Source organism: Cellulosilyticum sp. (assembly GCF_982396655.1).
In genome coordinates, this window is sequence record NZ_CEVXFV010000019.1 from 24360 (window position 1) to 39603 (window position 15244).

A 15244-nucleotide genomic window follows, 5' to 3' on the forward strand; every position below is an offset into this window, starting at 1 on the left:
ATGAGTGGGCGCGCACGATCCTCTTAAGAGGACGAGTACCGATGATATTTCAGTGACATTAGTTAAGGAGGGAAGACCGTGCCACGTAAAGGACATGTAGCAAAAAGAGACGTATTAGCTGATCCAATGTACAACAGCAAGTTAGTAACAAAACTTATTAACAACATTATGCTTGACGGTAAAAGAGGAAAAGCTCAAAAAATAGTATATGGTGCATTCGACATCATTGCAGAAAAAACAGGTAGAGATGCTTTAGAAGTTTTCCAAGAAGCTTTAGAAAACATCATGCCAGTATTAGAGGTAAAAGCACGCCGTGTAGGTGGTGCAACATACCAAGTACCAATGGAAGTTCGTCCAGAAAGACGTCAAACTTTAGGACTTCGTTGGTTAACAGTTAACACACGTAAACGCGGTGAAAAAACTACAACAGAAGCTCTTGCAGCTGAGTTATTAGATGCACTTAATAACACAGGTGGAGCAGTTAAGAAAAAAGAAGATACACACAAAATGGCAGAAGCGAACAAAGCGTTTGCTCACTACAGATGGTAGTCTGCTTAATATAAAGGAGGAAATACCTTGGCAGGAAGAGAATATCCACTTGAGCGTACTAGAAATATTGGTATCATGGCTCATATCGATGCAGGTAAAACAACTCTTACAGAACGTATCCTTTTCTATACAGGTAGAAACCACAAAATTGGGGAAACTCATGAAGGTGGAGCTACTATGGACTGGATGGAACAAGAGCAAGAACGTGGTATCACAATCACATCTGCTGCAACAACTTGTTTCTGGTTAAACAACCGTATCAACATCATTGATACTCCTGGACACGTTGACTTTACTGTAGAAGTTGAACGTTCACTACGTGTACTTGATAGTGCAGTAGGCGTATTCTGTGCAAAAGGTGGGGTAGAACCACAATCTGAAACAGTATGGCGTCAAGCTGACAAATACCATGTACCACGTATGGCGTTTGTAAATAAAATGGACATCATGGGTGCTGACTTCTTAAGAGCAGTAGGCATGATGAGAGAAAGATTAGGAGCGAATGCGATTCCTATTGAATTACCAATCGGTGCGGAAGATGATTTCGTAGGGGTTGTAGACTTATTCAAAATGAAAGCCTTCATCTACAAAGATGATTTAGGTAAAGTAATTGAAGAACAAGAAATCCCAGCTGATATGGTAGAAATGGCAGAGCAATACCATGCAGAAATGGTAGAAGCTATCTGTGAATCTGATGAAGAATTAATGATGCAATACTTAGAAGGTGAAGAAATAGCAGAAGCTGATCTTCGTAAAGCTCTTCGTAATGCAGTTATTAATGTACAAATTATCCCAGTTCTTTGTGGTTCAGCTTACAAAAACAAAGGGGTACAAAAATTACTTGATGCTATCGTAGAATTCATGCCAGCACCAACAGACATCCCAGCTATCAAAGGTACAAACCCTGAAACTGGCGAAGAAATGGAAAAACATGCTTCTGATGAAGAGCCATTTGCTGCTCTTGCATTCAAAATCATGACAGACCCATTCGTTGGTAAACTTGCATTCTTCCGTGTATACTCAGGATCTATCGATGCAGGTTCTTATGTTCTTAACTCAACAAAGAACAAAAAAGAACGTTTCGGACGTATCGTGCAAATGCACGCTAACACACGTCAAGAAATTCAAACAGTTTACTCAGGAGATATCGCTGCTGCAGTTGGTCTTAAAGGAACAACTACAGGAGATACACTTTGTGATGAAAATCACCCAGTAATCCTTGAGTCAATGGAATTCCCAGAACCAGTTATCCAAGTTGCTATCGAGCCTAAAACTAAAGCTGGTCAAGAAAAAATGGGTCTTGCTCTTGCAAAACTTGCTGAAGAAGATCCAACATTCAAAACTTGGACAGATGAAGAAACAGGACAAACAATTATCGCTGGTATGGGTGAGCTTCACCTTGAAATCATCGTTGACCGTTTAATGAGAGAGTTCAAAGTAGAAGCTAACGTAGGTGCACCACAAGTTGCTTACAAAGAAACAATTGCTAAAGATGTTGACATTGAATCTAAATATGTTAAACAATCTGGTGGTAGTGGTCAATACGGTCACTGTAAAGTTCGTTTCTCACAACTTGACCCTAACTCTGAACACACATACGAATTCGTAAGTTCAGTAGTAGGTGGATCTATTCCAAAAGAATACATCCCTGCAGTAGACAAAGGTATCCAAGACGCTATGGCAGCAGGTCCTCTTGCTGGATTCCAAGTACTTGGTATCAAAGCGGATTGTTACGATGGTTCTTACCACGATGTCGATTCATCAGAAATGGCATTCAAAATTGCTGGTTCTATGGCATTCAAAGATGCTATGAAAAAAGCAGGTGGTGTTCTTCTTGAACCTATCATGAAAGTTGTTGTAACAGCTCCAGAAGAATACTTAGGAGATGTTATCGGAAGCCTTAACTCACGTCGTGGACGTATGGAAGGTATGACAGCTGTAGGTGGTGGTCAAGAAGTAAGAGCATTCGTTCCACTTGCAGAAATGTTCGGTTATACAACAGATCTTCGTTCTAGAACTCAAGGTCGTGGTAACTCATCAATGGAATTCGACCACTATGAGCCATGTCCAAAGAACATTCAAGACAAAGTTGTTGCAGAACGTCGCGGAAGCGCTAACTAATTTAAGCAAATTAGTTAATTTTATGTAAAAATCTGTTTGCTACTACTTGAAAAGTAGTAGCAAATTGAATATAATCAAAATATCTGAGAAAAACTCAGCTTTTAAATTAAAGGAGGAAAAGACAAATGGCTAAAGCTAAATTTGAAAGAACTAAGCCACACGTTAACATTGGTACAATCGGCCACGTTGACCACGGTAAAACTACATTAACAGCAGCAATCACAAGAACTCTTCACGAAAGATACCAATTAGGTGAAGCAGTAGATTTCGAAAATATCGATAAAGCTCCAGAAGAAAGAGAACGTGGTATCACAATCTCTACAGCACACGTTGAATACGAAACACCAGCTCGTCACTACGCACACGTTGACTGCCCAGGACATGCTGACTACGTTAAAAACATGATCACAGGTGCTGCTCAAATGGACGGTACAATCTTAGTAGTAGCTGCTACAGATGGTCCAATGGCTCAAACTCGTGAACACATCTTATTATCTCGTCAAGTAGGTGTACCATACATCGTTGTATTCTTAAACAAATGTGATATGGTAGACGACGAAGAATTATTAGAATTAGTTGAAATGGAAATCAGAGATTTATTATCTTCTTATGATTTCCCAGGCGATGATACACCAATCATCCGTGGTTCAGCTCTTCAAGCTCTTAACGATCCAATGGGTCCATGGGGAGATAAAATCGTTGAGTTATTCGAAATCATCGACGAATACATCCCAACTCCAGAACGTGCAGTAGATAAAGACTTCTTAATGCCAGTAGAAGACGTATTCTCTATCACAGGTCGTGGTACAGTTGCTACAGGTAGAGTAGAATCAGGTGTACTTAAAGTTCAAGATGAAGTTGAATTAGTAGGTATTCACGAAGAAACTCGTAAAGTAGTATGTACAGGTGTAGAAATGTTCCGTAAAATGTTAGATCAAGCTGAAGCTGGAGATAACATTGGTGCACTTCTTCGTGGTATCCAAAGAACAGAAATCGAAAGAGGTCAAGTTCTTTGTAAACCAGGTTCAATCACACCACATACAAAATTCACAGCTCAAGTATACGTTCTTAAAAAAGAAGAAGGTGGACGTCATAAACCATTCTTCTCTCACTACAGACCACAATTCTACTTCCGTACAACTGACGTAACAGGTGTTATCGAGTTACCAGAAGGTGTAGAAATGTGTATGCCTGGGGATAACGTAGAAATGACTATCGAACTTATCCACCCAATCGCTATGGCTCAAGGTTTACGTTTTGCTATCCGTGAAGGTGGTAGAACAGTAGGTTCTGGTGCTGTTGCATCTATCATTGAATAATCATTGATATACTAAAGTTGATAAGCCTATGCGCAAGGTTTATTAATAGAAAAAGACACATCTTAGGATGTGTCTTTTTTTGTGTCAAGAAAGAAGAAAAAAATAGATAAAGTTATTTGTAAAATGTTCAGTTGGAGATGATAGAATAATTAGACTTTAAAAGAAGGCACTCATATACTATAATGTATTCAGTAGATAAAGTTTGCACATGGTAACTTATAATAGTTTGAATATACTTGGAGGTAACAACTTGAAATCTAAGGAAATTACGATGACAACATTTAAGGAATATTTAGCAAAGCTTTCAGAAGAAACAGCACTACTAGCTATGGATGAATATATACAGCACGGGGAGACATCTTGTTTTTGGCATAGCGTGGCAGTTGCCTATTATAGTGTACGTTTAGCAAAACACTTAGGAATATCATGTGATGTTGAGAGTTTAATTACAGGTGCACTATTACATGATTATTTTTTATATGATTGGCATATACCAGATAAAACGCATCGTTTGCATGGCTTTACCCATCCTAATAAGGCACTATTTAATGCTCAAAGAGATTGGAAGGTTAATGACATAGAGATGGATATTATAAGAAGACATATGTTTCCTCTTACACCTATTCCACCTATGTATAGAGAGGGAGTTATAGTATGTATTATGGATAAATATTGTTCTATAAAAGAGATAATACAGAAAGATCCTTATAAGAGATTAAAAATGACATATGCAATTTAACATATGATAGGGGAGAGATTTTAGCGTGATTATTTATGATTATCTATTTTGGTTATTCGTCTATAGTTTTCTTGGCTGGTTCTATGAGTCTATATTATGCTCTGTAACTGAAAAAAAAATAGTAAATAGGGGGTTTTTAACTGGGCCCATTTGTCCAATTTATGGATGCGGTGCTGTTATAGTTATAATTTTTTTAAGACCAATTAAAAATTCTATTGCATTATTTTTAGCTGGGATGATTCTGACGTGTAGCGTTGAATATATAACTTCGTGGTTATTAGAAAAGATATTTCATGCAAGATGGTGGGATTATTCAGAGCATAAATTAAATATTAATGGAAGAGTATGTGCACTTGGTGCAATTGTTTTTGGCACATTTTCAGTAGTACTTTTAGAATGGATTCATCCATATGTTAGGCAGATAACCTTCAAAATACCTGCACCAATGATTATAGGTCTTGTTTCAATGTTTTTATGTCTAGGTATCGGAGATTGTATTATTACTGTAATGCATATTCTAAGACTTAATGGAAAACTTGCAGAAATACAAGTTGCTATGAATGCCTTTATACAAGAGTCTTATAGTAGGGCTAAGGATATTAAAGAGACTATTCAAGAAAGCTTTGAAGGAAGTAAGTTTTATAGTTTAAGAATTAAGGAGTTATTAGAGAATAGAAATATACAAGAACATCGTTTATTAAACGCATTTCCACAGATGCGATCTATTCACTATAATGAGGCACTTGAACAATTAAAGGCAAAAAGAGAAAGTAGCTTGAAAAAGTTAAAAGAACTCAGAGAAAAAACAAAACGCGAAGCAAGAAAATGAAATATTAAAGTAATATATTATATATAGAAGAAATTCATTATGTAAGATGTAAGATATAAGATATATAAAGTTTAAGAGTAAAACTGATATGTGTATGCCGAGTAAGTGTAGTGAAAGCATGCATCAAAGATTATAAACAAGAAGTATGGGAAGAAAGAGTTCCTTCTATATAATATGTGATTAGTGGAGAAAGCTAAGTATATATTATATAGAAGGAATCTTATTGTTAGAAAAGCTTGATTCTTGATATTGCTATTTAAAACTTAAAATGTAGGTTGATAATATATTGTTAGTAGCTTATTTTGTGAGACAGTTAGAAAGAAGAAGTATACAGAGAGAAAAAGTGTAACTGGGTTAAACGGTATAAAATAAAGATAAATAATTACAGTATTTTCATGTTGCGTAAGTGTATAAAATGTAGTTTAATAGATACATAGCCAGCAAACAAGTTGTTGCGGGCAGTTAAAGGGCTAAGCCCTTGCACATAATCACTAAGAGCTTATAATAAAAATAAGGTTTATTTATGATAACTGCTATTTCCAGTAATAAGCAAAAAAAAATAAAAAAAAACCTTGAAAAAAAGAAGTTTATAGTGTATACTCAATTATGTTGTGACATTGGGAACTAAGATCCGGAAGGTTACACGCTGAAAAGCGAATTTCCGGGGAGCGAATGTCAGGTTCATGAAACCAGACGGCAGGTCACTGTACTATATTGAATAGATGTAGGCGTTTTCGTAAACGTACGAAGCGGCTTGGTAGTTTATTGCAAGCTTGCGCCTTAAAACATCAATCGCGTGTACAGTCACCACTAGTCGTACTAGGTTCAAAAAAAGTACGAAAAGGAGGGGACTTTTTTTATGGCAAGTCAAAAAATCCGTATTACATTAAAAGCTTATGATCACAAATTAATCGATCAAACAGCTGCACAAATCGTAGAAATCGCTAAAAAAACTGGTGCGCAAGTTAGTGGACCAATTCCACTTCCAACTAAAAAGGAAGTTATCACTATTCTACGTGCTGTACACAAATACAAAGATTCTCGTGAGCAATTCGAACAAAGAACTCACAAAAGACTTATCGACGTAGAAGCTACACCAAAAACTGGCGATGCTTTAATGCGTATCGATTTACCAGCTGGTGTTGATATCAAAGTTGACGCTAAATAATTAACTTTGAAAACCAGAAAACGGACGGTTAATAATCGTCTAGGATGATTACCCGAGGTGGTAATCCGCTGTAGATATTAGGAGGTGCAAGAGCATGAAAAAAGCTATTATGGCTAAAAAAATTGGTATGACTCAAATTTTTGATGAACACGCTAACTTAATTCCTGTAACAGTTCTAGAAGCAGGTCCATGTGTCGTTACTCAAAAGAAAACAATTGAAAACGATGGATACGAAGCTATCCAAGTTGGTTTCGGTGAAGTTAAATCTAAACATGTAATCAAACCAGCTGCTGGTCACTTTGCTAAAGCAGGTGTTGAAGCTAAAAAATTCTTAAAAGAATTCAGATTAGAAGACATCACAGCTTACGAAGTTGGTACAGAAATTAAAGCTGATATCTTTGCTGCTGGAGACAAAGTAGATGTTACTGGTACTTCAAAAGGTAAAGGTTACCAAGGCGCAATCAAAAAATACAACCAATCTCGTGGACCAATGGGTCACGGTTCTAAATCACACAGAGTAGCAGGTTCTATGGGTGCTGCAACAAGCCCAGGACGCGTTATGAAAGGTAAAGGCCTTCCATCACACATGGGTTGCGTACAAGTTACAGTACAAAATCTTGAAGTTGCTCGCGTAGATGCAGACAAAAACTTAATCTTAGTAAAAGGCGCAGTACCAGGACCAAAAGGTACAGTAATCGCTATCAAAGATAGCTGTAAAGCTTAAGGATAACGGGAAAGGAGGAAATTAGAATGGCAAAAGTAGCTGTATTAAATATGACAGGTGCACAAGTTGGTGAAATCGAATTAAACGATTCAATCTTTGCTGTAGAAATCAAAGAAAACTTAGTACATCAAGCAGTAGTTGCACACCTTGCTAACAGACGTCAAGGTACACAAAGTGCTAAAACACGTGCAGAAGTTCGTGGTGGTGGTAGAAAACCATGGAAACAAAAAGGTACAGGTAGAGCAAGACAAGGTTCTATTCGTGCAGTACAATGGGTAGGTGGTGGAGTTGCATTCGCACCAAAACCAAGAAATTACTCAATCAAAATGAACGTTAAAGAAAGAAGAATCGCTCTTAAATCTGTTTTAACAAGCAGAGTTAACGAATCTAAATTCATCGTTCTTGAATCTTTAGAAGTAGCTGCTAAAACTAAAGAAATGGCTAAAGTTTTAGACGCACTTAAATTAAACAAAGCTTTAATCGTTACAGAAGGCGAAGGAAGCAAAAACGTTATGTTATCAGCAAGAAACATCCAAGGTGTTAAAACTGCGGCTGTAAACAACATCAACGTATACGACATCTTAAAATACGATACATTCGTAGTAACTAAAGATGCTCTTACAAAAATCGAGGAGGTGTACGCATAATGGCAGATTTAAAATTTTATGACGTCATTTTAAAGCCAGTTGTTACAGAGAAATCTATGAACGCAATGGCAGAGAAAAAATACACATTCCTAGTTGCAAAAACTGCTACTAAAGCTCAAATTAAAGAAGCTGTAGAAAAAATGTTCGAAGGAACAAAAGTAGAAAAAGTTAACACAGCTAACTACGATGGAAAAACAAAACGTCGTGGAAGAACAGTTGGTAAAACAAATGCTTTCAAAAAAGCAATTGTTAAACTTAACCAAGAAAGCAAAGATATTGACTTTTTCCAAGGAATGTAGTTAAATAGTAAAAGATGAAACACACGGCTAAGTGTATAACAAAAGAATCGTGTAAATCAATCGATTGAAAGGAGTGAATACGATGGGTATCAGAAAATATAGACCATATACCCCTTCAAGAAGACACATGACTTCTTCTACATTTGAAGAAATCACAAAAACAACTCCTGAGAAATCTTTAATTGTTACTTTAAAGAAAAATTCAGGTAGAAACAATCAAGGGAAAATCACAGTTCGTCACCGTGGCGGCGGCGCAACAATCAAATACAGAATCATCGACTTCAAACGTAATAAAGATGGTGTTCCAGCTACAGTAGTAGGTATCGAATACGATCCAAACAGAACAGCTAACATTGCTTTATTAGCATATGCAGACGGTGAAAAACGTTATATCATCGCACCATTAGGATTAAAAGTTGGTGAAACACTTATGAGTGGAGAAACAGCTGAAATCAAAGTTGGTAACTGTCTTGAAATGAAAGATATGCCAGTAGGTGCTACAATCCACAATATCGAAATGAAACCTGGTAAAGGTGGACAACTTGTTCGTTCTGCTGGTATGTCAGCTCAATTAATGGCTAAAGAAGGCAAATATGCAACAGTTAAATTACCATCAGGTGAAATGAGATTATTACCAATCAACTGCCGTGCTACAATCGGTCAAGTTGGTAACATTGATCACGAACTTATCAACATCGGTAAAGCTGGACGTAAACGTCACATGGGTATTCGTCCAACAGTTCGTGGTTCTGTAATGAACCCTAACGATCACCCACACGGTGGTGGTGAAGGTAGATCACCAATCGGTAGACCAAATCCATGTACTCCATGGGGTAAACCAGCTCTTGGATACAAAACAAGAAAGAAAAACAAACATTCTAATAAATATATTGTACGTCCACGTAACAAATAATAACGTGGTTGCGTGAAAGGAGGCATCATAATGGCTCGTTCCATCAAAAAAGGACCATTTGCTGACGCACACTTACTTAAAAAAGTAGATGCTATGAATGCAGCAGATGATAAAAAAGTAATTAAAACATGGTCACGTCGTTCAACAATCTTCCCTTCAATGGTAGGTCACACTATCGCTGTACATGACGGTAGAAAACATGTACCTGTATTCGTTACAGAAGATATGGTAGGACACAAATTAGGTGAGTTTGCATTAACAAGAACATACCGTGGACATGGTAAAGATGCAGAGAAAAAATCAAGAGTTCGCTAATAATTAATTAACGGAAGGAGGTCTTTGAAATGGCAAAAGGACATAGAAGCCAGATTAAAAAAGAGAGAAACGCTCAAAAAGACTCAAGACCAAAAGCTAGAGTAACATTCGTACGTTTATCAAGTACAAAAGCAAACATCGTGTTAGATCAAATCAAAGGTAAAGATGTTAATACAGCATTAGCTATCTTAGCATACACACCAAGATGGGGCGCACGTGTAATTGAGAAAGTATTAAAATCAGCAATCGCAAATGCTGAACACAACATGGGTATGGACGTATCAACATTATATGTTGAAGAAGCATTCTCAACAAAAGGACCAACAATGAAGAGAATTCGTCCTCGTGCTCAAGGTCGTGCATATCAAATTCAAAAACAAACTAGCCACATCACAGTGGTATTAAATGCGAGATAAGGAGGGTACTCATGGGCCAAAAGGTAAATCCACATGGATTAAGAGTTGGTGTTATCAAAGAATGGGATGCTAAATGGTATGCTGATAAAAAAGACTTTGCTAACAACCTTGTAGAAGATGATAAAATTAGAAAATTCATCAAGAAAAAATTATATGCCGCTGGTATCGATAAAGTAGAAATCGAAAGAATGTCTAAACGTGTTAAAGTACATGTTCACACATCTAAACCAGGTATCGTAATCGGTAAAGGTGGAGCATCTATTGATGCACTTCGTAAAGAAGTAGAAAAATTAACAGCAAACAAAGTTGCTATCAACATTGTTGAAGTTAAAAGACCAGAAGCTTGTGCTCAATTAGTAGCAGAAAACATCGCACTTCAATTAGAAAACCGTGTTTCTTTCCGTCGTGCTATGAAACAAGCAATGGGTAAATCTTTCAAAGCTGGTGGAAAAGGTATTAAAGTTGCATGTTCAGGTCGTTTAGGCGGTGCTGAAATGGCTCGTACTGAATCTTATTCAGAAGGTAATATTCCACTTCAAACATTAAGAGCTGATATCGAGTATGGATTTGCTGAAGCAGATACAACATACGGTAAAATCGGTGTTAAAGTATGGATCTACAAAGGAGAAGTACTTCCAACTAAAGCTAAAAAGGAAGGGAGCGATAACTAATGTTAATGCCTAAAAGAGTAAAACGTCGTAAACAATTCCGTGGGCGTATGACAGGTAAAGCTACCCGTGGTAACAAAATCACTTATGGTGAATACGGTATTGTTGCAATGGAGCCAGCTTGGATCACATCTAGACAAATCGAAGCAGCTCGTATTGCCATGACACGTTACATTAAACGTGGTGGTAAAGTATGGATTAAAATCTTCCCAGATAAACCAGTAACAGCTAAACCAGCTGAAACACGAATGGGTTCTGGTAAAGGTTCATTAGAATATTGGGTAGCAGTTGTTAAACCAGGCAGAGTTATGTTTGAGTTAGCAGGTGTAGCAGAAGAAACAGCTAGAGAAGCTTTAAGACTTGCAGTTCACAAATTACCAATGAAATGCAAAATCGTTTCTCGTGCTGAACAAGAAATGGCAGGTGATGGTAGTGAAGAGTAGAGCATTCTTAGAAGATATAAGAACTAAATCAGCTGAAGAATTACACGTTGAATTGGTAAATGCGAAAAAAGAACTTTTTAACTTAAGATTCCAAAACGCTACCAATCAATTAGATAATACAGCAAGAATCAAAGAAGTAAGAAAGAATATCGCACGTATTCAAACTATTATTACACAAAAAGCAACTGTGTAATAGAGAGGAGGCAAGCTCGTGTCAGAAAGAAATTTACGTAAAACATTAATTGGTAATGTAGTTAGCAATAAAATGGACAAAACTATTACTGTAGCGGTTGTTAACAATGTTAAGCATCCTCTTTACGGAAAAATCGTAAAAAGAACTTACAAATTACACGCTCATGATGAAAATAATGAGTGCCAAATCGGTGATAGAGTTAAAGTTATGGAAACAAGACCTTTATCTAAATCTAAACGTTTTAGACTTGTTGAAATAGTAGAAAGAGCGAAATAATAATAGAAATCTTGAAAGGAGGTCACTTCTCATGATACAACAAGAGAGTAGATTAAGAGTAGCTGATAACACAGGAGCTAAAGAGATTCTTTGTATCCGTGTTCTTGGTGGCTCAACAAGAAGATATGGTAACATTGGTGATGTTATCGTAGCTACAGTTAAAGACGCAACACCAGGCGGCGTTGTTAAAAAAGGTGACGTAGTTAAAGCTGTTATCGTTCGTACTAAAAAAGGTGTTAGACGTCAAGACGGTTCTTACATCAAATTCGATGAAAATGCAGCAGTAATCATTAAAGAAGACAAAAATCCAAGAGGTACACGTATCTTTGGACCAGTAGCAAGAGAGTTAAGAGAAAAGAAATACACAAAAATCTTATCACTTGCTCCAGAAGTACTATAAGGAGGTGTGAATAGTGAAAACTAAACTTAAAAAAGGCGATAGAGTAGTAATTATCGCTGGTAAAGACAAAGGTAAAGAAGGCAATATCACTTTCATCGATCGTAAAAATGGCCGCGTTGTTGTTGAAGGTTGTAACATGATTACAAAACACCAAAAAGCAAACGCTGTTAACCAAGGTGGTTTAATCGAGAAAGAAGCACCTATTCACATGTCAAATGTAATGTACGTGCACAATGGGAAACCAGCACGTTTAGGTGCAGAAATTAAAGACGGTAAAAAAGTTCGCGTTGCTATCGTTAACAAAGAACGTATCGTTATTGAATAATTAGCGGAAGGAGGACAATGACGATGAGTAGATTAAGAGAAACATATAAAAATGAAATCATGGGTGCTATGACAGCTAAATTTGGTTACAAAAACCAAATGCAAGTACCAAAAATTGAAAAAATCGTAATCAACATGGGTGTTGGTGAAGCTAGAGATAATGCTAAAGTATTAGAAAATGCTGTTGGCGATATGCAAATGATTTCTGGTCAAAAACCAGTTATCACTAAAGCTAAAAATTCAGTTGCTGCATTCAAACTTCGTGAAGGAATGCCAATCGGATGTAAAGTAACACTTCGTGGTGAAAAAATGTACGAGTTCTTAGATCGTTTAGTAAACTTAGCTCTTCCACGTGTACGTGACTTCCGTGGTGTAAGCGCTACTGCTTTCGATGGTCGTGGTAACTACGCGTTAGGTATCAAAGAACAACTTATTTTCCCAGAAGTAGAGTACGATAAAATTGATAAAGTTCGTGGTATGGACGTAATTATTGTAACAACAGCTCACACAGATGAAGAAGCTCGTGAACTGTTAACACAATTCGGTATGCCTTTTCAAAAATAAGGAGGGTAAATAGAATGGCAAAGAAATCTATGAAAGTTAAGCAACAAAGACCTGCTAAATTTTCAACTCAAGCTTATACAAGATGCCGTATCTGTGGACGTCCACATGCATACATTAGAAAATTCGGTATCTGCCGTATTTGTTTCAGAGAATTAGCATACAAAGGTCAAATCCCTGGCGTTAAAAAAGCTAGCTGGTAAGAGAAGGAAAGGAGGCAAATATTATGACAATGAGCGATCCTATTGCAGATATGTTAACAAGAATCAGAAACGCGAACATTGCGAAACACGACGTAGTTGAGGTTCCTGCTTCAAAAATGAAAAAAGCGATTTCTGAAATCCTTGTAAATGAGGGTTATATCAAAGGATACGAAGTGAAAGAAGATGGAGTTAAATCTACAATTCGTATGACTTTAAAATATGGTAAAGACAAAAATGAAAAAGTAATTTCAGGTATTAAAAAGATTTCTAAACCAGGTCTTCGTGTATACGCAGACACAGACAACTTACCAAAAGTTCTTGGTGGTCTTGGTACAGCGATTATCTCTACAAACAAAGGTGTAATCACTGACAAAGAAGCTAGAAAATTAGGTGTTGGTGGCGAAGTAATCGCATTTATCTGGTAATAAGCAAAATAAGTTAAGGAGGTGCCATTTATGTCACGTATTGGTAAACAACCAATCGCGGTTCCAGCAGGTGTTACAGTAACAATTAGTCCAGCTAATGAAGTTGTTGTAAAAGGTCCAAAAGGAACTCTTACTCAAACATTCGATACAGCAATGAACATTGCTTTAGAAGAAAATCAAGTTGTGGTAACAAGACCAAACGACTTAAAAAGAAATAGATCTCTTCATGGTTTAACAAGAACACTTATTGCTAACATGATTGAAGGTGTAACTAATGGTTTCACAAAAGTGTTAGAAATCAATGGTGTTGGATATAGAGCACAAAAACAAGGTAAAAAATTAGTTCTTTCTTTAGGGTATTCTCACCCAGTTGAAATGGAAGATCCAGAAGGTCTTTCAACAGCAGTAGATGGAAACAAAATCACAGTATCAGGTATCGATAAAGCAGCTGTAGGTCAATTTGCAGCAGAAATTAGAGATAAACGTAGACCAGAGCCATACAAAGGTAAAGGTATTAAATACATTGATGAAGTTATCCGTCGTAAAGAAGGTAAAACAGGTAAAAAATAATAAGTAAAGGAGTGACATCCGGATGATCAGAAAACAATCTCGTAGCAAGATTCGTGTTAAGAAACACAACAGAATGCGTAACAAGATTCAAGGTACTGCACAAAGACCAAGACTTGCTGTATTCAGAAGTGAAAAACACATCTACGCTCAAATCATAGATGATATGACAGGAACAACTTTAGCAGCAGCATCAACAGTTGAAAAAGAAATTGCATCTACATTAGAAGCAACTTCAAACGTAGCAGCAGCAGAAGCAGTTGGTACAGCAATCGCTAAAAAAGCAGCAGCTAAAGGTATTGAAAATGTAGTATTCGACCGTGGTGGTTTCTTATATCATGGTAGAGTAAAAGCATTAGCTGACGCAGCTCGTGAAGCTGGGTTACAATTCTAGTAAAGGAGGGAAATAAAGAACATGGCTAAAAGATTAAGCATTGATCCAAGCACAATGGATCTTCAAGAAAAAGTTGTTACAATTAAACGTGTAACAAAAGTAGTTAAAGGTGGTCGTACTTTCCGTTTCTCTGCTTTAGTAGTAGTTGGTGACGGTAACGGTCATGTTGGTGTAGGCTTAGGAAAAGCTATGGAAATTCCAAATGCTATTCAAAAAGCTATCGACGATGCTAAGAAAAACCTTATCTTCATCGAAAGAAACGATGTAGATAGTATCCATCATGAATGGATTGGTGAATTTGGAAGTGCTAGAGTACTTCTTAAACCAGCTAAAGAAGGTACTGGAGTTATCGCAGGTGGTCCAGCTCGTGCTGTACTTGAACTTGCAGGTATCCGTAACATCAGAACTAAATCTTTAGGATCAAACAACAAGAAAAACGTAGTTCACGCTACAATCGAAGGTCTTGCAGGATTAAAAACACCTTCAGAAGTTGCTAGATTACGTGGAAAATCAGTAGAAGAGCTTTTAGGTTAATAGGAGGAAGAGTCAATGGCAAAGATCAAAGTAACTTTAGTTAGATCTACAATCGGGGCTATTCCAAAACATAAAAAAACTGTAGAAGCCCTTGGATTAAGAAAAACAAACAGTTCAAACATTCACGAAGATAATGCAGCTATCCGTGGAATGGTTAAACAAGTTAGTCACTTAGTAAAAGTTGAAGAAATCAACGAGTAATAAATAGATATCAAAA

25 protein-coding genes are annotated in these 15244 nt (G+C 36.9%); all 25 read left to right on the forward strand.

Annotated features, from left to right (window positions below; all coding sequences use genetic code 11):
• The first annotated feature begins 78 nt into the window (after window positions 1–78).
• The gene (rpsG, locus tag AC1VAQ_RS09815; protein ID WP_054743180.1) at window positions 79–549 is read left to right on the forward strand and encodes a 30S ribosomal protein S7; all 471 of its coding nucleotides are present in this window, start codon (window positions 79–81) and stop codon (window positions 547–549) included.
• Window positions 550–576: 27 nt separating this feature from the next.
• Entirely contained in the window at window positions 577–2670 is a 2094-nt protein-coding gene (gene fusA, locus AC1VAQ_RS09820) for an elongation factor G (RefSeq protein WP_302597325.1), read from the forward strand.
• Window positions 2671–2795: 125 nt separating this feature from the next.
• Window positions 2796–3989 carry an elongation factor Tu gene (gene tuf, locus AC1VAQ_RS09825; RefSeq protein WP_302597324.1) on the forward strand — a complete coding sequence of 398 codons (1194 nt, stop codon included), beginning with the start codon at window positions 2796–2798 and terminating at the stop codon, window positions 3987–3989.
• 250 nt (window positions 3990–4239) lie between these two features.
• Window positions 4240–4728 (forward strand): HD domain-containing protein, encoded by a 489-nt coding sequence (locus tag AC1VAQ_RS09830; RefSeq protein ID WP_302597323.1) that lies wholly within the window; start codon window positions 4240–4242, stop codon window positions 4726–4728.
• Window positions 4729–4753: 25 nt separating this feature from the next.
• Window positions 4754–5557, forward strand: coding sequence for a putative ABC transporter permease (locus AC1VAQ_RS09835; protein WP_302597322.1), 804 nt, complete (start codon window positions 4754–4756; stop codon window positions 5555–5557).
• 859 nt (window positions 5558–6416) lie between these two features.
• Window positions 6417–6725, forward strand: a complete 309-nt coding sequence (rpsJ, locus tag AC1VAQ_RS09840) for a 30S ribosomal protein S10 (RefSeq protein ID WP_302597321.1) — start codon at window positions 6417–6419, stop codon at window positions 6723–6725.
• 94 nt (window positions 6726–6819) lie between these two features.
• On the forward strand, window positions 6820–7449 hold the full coding sequence (rplC, locus tag AC1VAQ_RS09845; protein WP_302597320.1) for a 50S ribosomal protein L3: 630 nt from the start codon (window positions 6820–6822) through the stop codon (window positions 7447–7449).
• A 26-nt stretch (window positions 7450–7475) separates the two neighbouring features.
• Window positions 7476–8096 (forward strand): 50S ribosomal protein L4, encoded by a 621-nt coding sequence (rplD, locus tag AC1VAQ_RS09850; protein WP_303243988.1) that lies wholly within the window; start codon window positions 7476–7478, stop codon window positions 8094–8096.
• Entirely contained in the window at window positions 8096–8395 is a 300-nt protein-coding gene (gene rplW / locus AC1VAQ_RS09855; RefSeq protein ID WP_302597317.1) for a 50S ribosomal protein L23, read from the forward strand. Before rplD ends, rplW begins: the two co-directional genes overlap by 1 nt.
• 82 nt (window positions 8396–8477) lie before the next feature.
• The gene (gene rplB / locus AC1VAQ_RS09860; protein WP_302597315.1) at window positions 8478–9308 is read left to right on the forward strand and encodes a 50S ribosomal protein L2; all 831 of its coding nucleotides are present in this window, start codon (window positions 8478–8480) and stop codon (window positions 9306–9308) included.
• 30 nt (window positions 9309–9338) lie between these two features.
• Entirely contained in the window at window positions 9339–9623 is a 285-nt protein-coding gene (rpsS, locus tag AC1VAQ_RS09865; RefSeq protein WP_302597313.1) for a 30S ribosomal protein S19, read from the forward strand.
• Window positions 9624–9652: 29 nt separating this feature from the next.
• On the forward strand, window positions 9653–10039 hold the full coding sequence (gene rplV, locus AC1VAQ_RS09870; protein ID WP_054739517.1) for a 50S ribosomal protein L22: 387 nt from the start codon (window positions 9653–9655) through the stop codon (window positions 10037–10039).
• An 11-nt stretch (window positions 10040–10050) separates the two neighbouring features.
• Complete coding sequence (gene rpsC / locus AC1VAQ_RS09875) at window positions 10051–10710, forward strand: 30S ribosomal protein S3 (RefSeq protein WP_054739515.1); 660 nt, start codon at window positions 10051–10053, stop codon at window positions 10708–10710.
• Window positions 10710–11150 (forward strand): 50S ribosomal protein L16, encoded by a 441-nt coding sequence (rplP, locus tag AC1VAQ_RS09880; protein WP_054739513.1) that lies wholly within the window; start codon window positions 10710–10712, stop codon window positions 11148–11150. Before rpsC ends, rplP begins: the two co-directional genes overlap by 1 nt.
• Entirely contained in the window at window positions 11134–11343 is a 210-nt protein-coding gene (gene rpmC / locus AC1VAQ_RS09885) for a 50S ribosomal protein L29 (protein ID WP_475568116.1), read from the forward strand. The genes rplP and rpmC overlap by 17 nt, the downstream gene beginning before the upstream one ends.
• 18 nt (window positions 11344–11361) lie before the next feature.
• Complete coding sequence (gene rpsQ / locus AC1VAQ_RS09890) at window positions 11362–11619, forward strand: 30S ribosomal protein S17 (protein WP_054739508.1); 258 nt, start codon at window positions 11362–11364, stop codon at window positions 11617–11619.
• Window positions 11620–11650: 31 nt separating this feature from the next.
• On the forward strand, window positions 11651–12019 hold the full coding sequence (gene rplN, locus AC1VAQ_RS09895; protein ID WP_054739507.1) for a 50S ribosomal protein L14: 369 nt from the start codon (window positions 11651–11653) through the stop codon (window positions 12017–12019).
• 13 nt (window positions 12020–12032) lie between these two features.
• Window positions 12033–12344: a 50S ribosomal protein L24 gene (rplX, locus tag AC1VAQ_RS09900; protein ID WP_330697536.1), complete on the forward strand. Its 312-nt coding sequence runs from the start codon at window positions 12033–12035 to the stop codon at window positions 12342–12344.
• A 23-nt stretch (window positions 12345–12367) separates the two neighbouring features.
• A complete protein-coding gene (gene rplE, locus AC1VAQ_RS09905) occupies window positions 12368–12907 on the forward strand; it encodes a 50S ribosomal protein L5 (protein ID WP_302597311.1) in 540 nt (179 codons plus the stop codon).
• Window positions 12908–12921: 14 nt separating this feature from the next.
• Window positions 12922–13107 (forward strand): type Z 30S ribosomal protein S14, encoded by a 186-nt coding sequence (locus tag AC1VAQ_RS09910; protein ID WP_054739502.1) that lies wholly within the window; start codon window positions 12922–12924, stop codon window positions 13105–13107.
• Window positions 13108–13130: 23 nt separating this feature from the next.
• The gene (gene rpsH, locus AC1VAQ_RS09915) at window positions 13131–13532 is read left to right on the forward strand and encodes a 30S ribosomal protein S8 (protein ID WP_302597310.1); all 402 of its coding nucleotides are present in this window, start codon (window positions 13131–13133) and stop codon (window positions 13530–13532) included.
• 30 nt (window positions 13533–13562) lie between these two features.
• Window positions 13563–14102 carry a 50S ribosomal protein L6 gene (gene rplF, locus AC1VAQ_RS09920; protein WP_302597309.1) on the forward strand — a complete coding sequence of 180 codons (540 nt, stop codon included), beginning with the start codon at window positions 13563–13565 and terminating at the stop codon, window positions 14100–14102.
• A gap of 22 nt (window positions 14103–14124) precedes the next feature.
• Window positions 14125–14493, forward strand: coding sequence for a 50S ribosomal protein L18 (gene rplR / locus AC1VAQ_RS09925; protein ID WP_302597308.1), 369 nt, complete (start codon window positions 14125–14127; stop codon window positions 14491–14493).
• Window positions 14494–14514: 21 nt separating this feature from the next.
• Entirely contained in the window at window positions 14515–15027 is a 513-nt protein-coding gene (gene rpsE, locus AC1VAQ_RS09930) for a 30S ribosomal protein S5 (protein WP_302597307.1), read from the forward strand.
• 15 nt (window positions 15028–15042) lie between these two features.
• Window positions 15043–15228, forward strand: coding sequence for a 50S ribosomal protein L30 (gene rpmD / locus AC1VAQ_RS09935; RefSeq protein ID WP_054739492.1), 186 nt, complete (start codon window positions 15043–15045; stop codon window positions 15226–15228).
• Window positions 15229–15244 lie beyond the last annotated feature (16 nt).